1 pseudogene is annotated in these 470 nt (G+C 40.4%); it reads left to right on the top strand.

Annotated features, from left to right (window positions below):
• Window positions 1–5: 5 nt before the first annotated feature.
• Window positions 6–440: pseudogene (tnpA, locus tag DW677_RS14775) on the top strand (IS200/IS605 family transposase); the annotation flags it as partial.
• Between the last annotated feature and the right edge of the window lie 30 nt (window positions 441–470).

The raw sequence follows: 470 nt of genomic DNA, 5'->3' as shown, positions 1-470 counted from the left end.
TGAGAAAATTGGACAGTAATGCGCATTCAGTATTTCTACTCTATTATCATTTGATTCTGGTTATAAAATACCGAAAAAAGATACTGACGGATCCTGTTTCTGATCGGGCCCGGGAGATTTTTGAATATATCGCTCCGAAGTATCATGTTACATTAGAGGAATGGAATCATGATCGGGATCATGTTCATATCATGTTCCGGGCCCATCCGAAATCGGAACTCAGCAAATTTATCAATGCGTATAAAAGCGCAAGCAGCCGATTGATAAAAAAAGAGTATCCAGAGATTCGGCAGAAGCTTTGGAAAGAAATGTTCTGGAGCCAGAGTTTTTGTCTGTTAAGTGCTGGTGGTGCACCCATTGAGGTTATCCGCCAGTACATAGAAACACAGGGAGAAAAGAAGAGTGAACATCGTGTACCGTTTTCGGATCTACCCGAATAAATCTCAAAAAGAACTATTTGCAAGGACATT

Origin of the sequence: Clostridium sp. AM25-23AC, from assembly GCF_003435125.1 — a bacterium.
GTDB lineage: Bacteria > Bacillota > Clostridia > Lachnospirales > Lachnospiraceae > Pilosibacter > Pilosibacter fragilis.
Note: the sequence above shows the minus strand (reverse complement) of the source record. Positions and strands in the feature narration are given on the sequence as shown.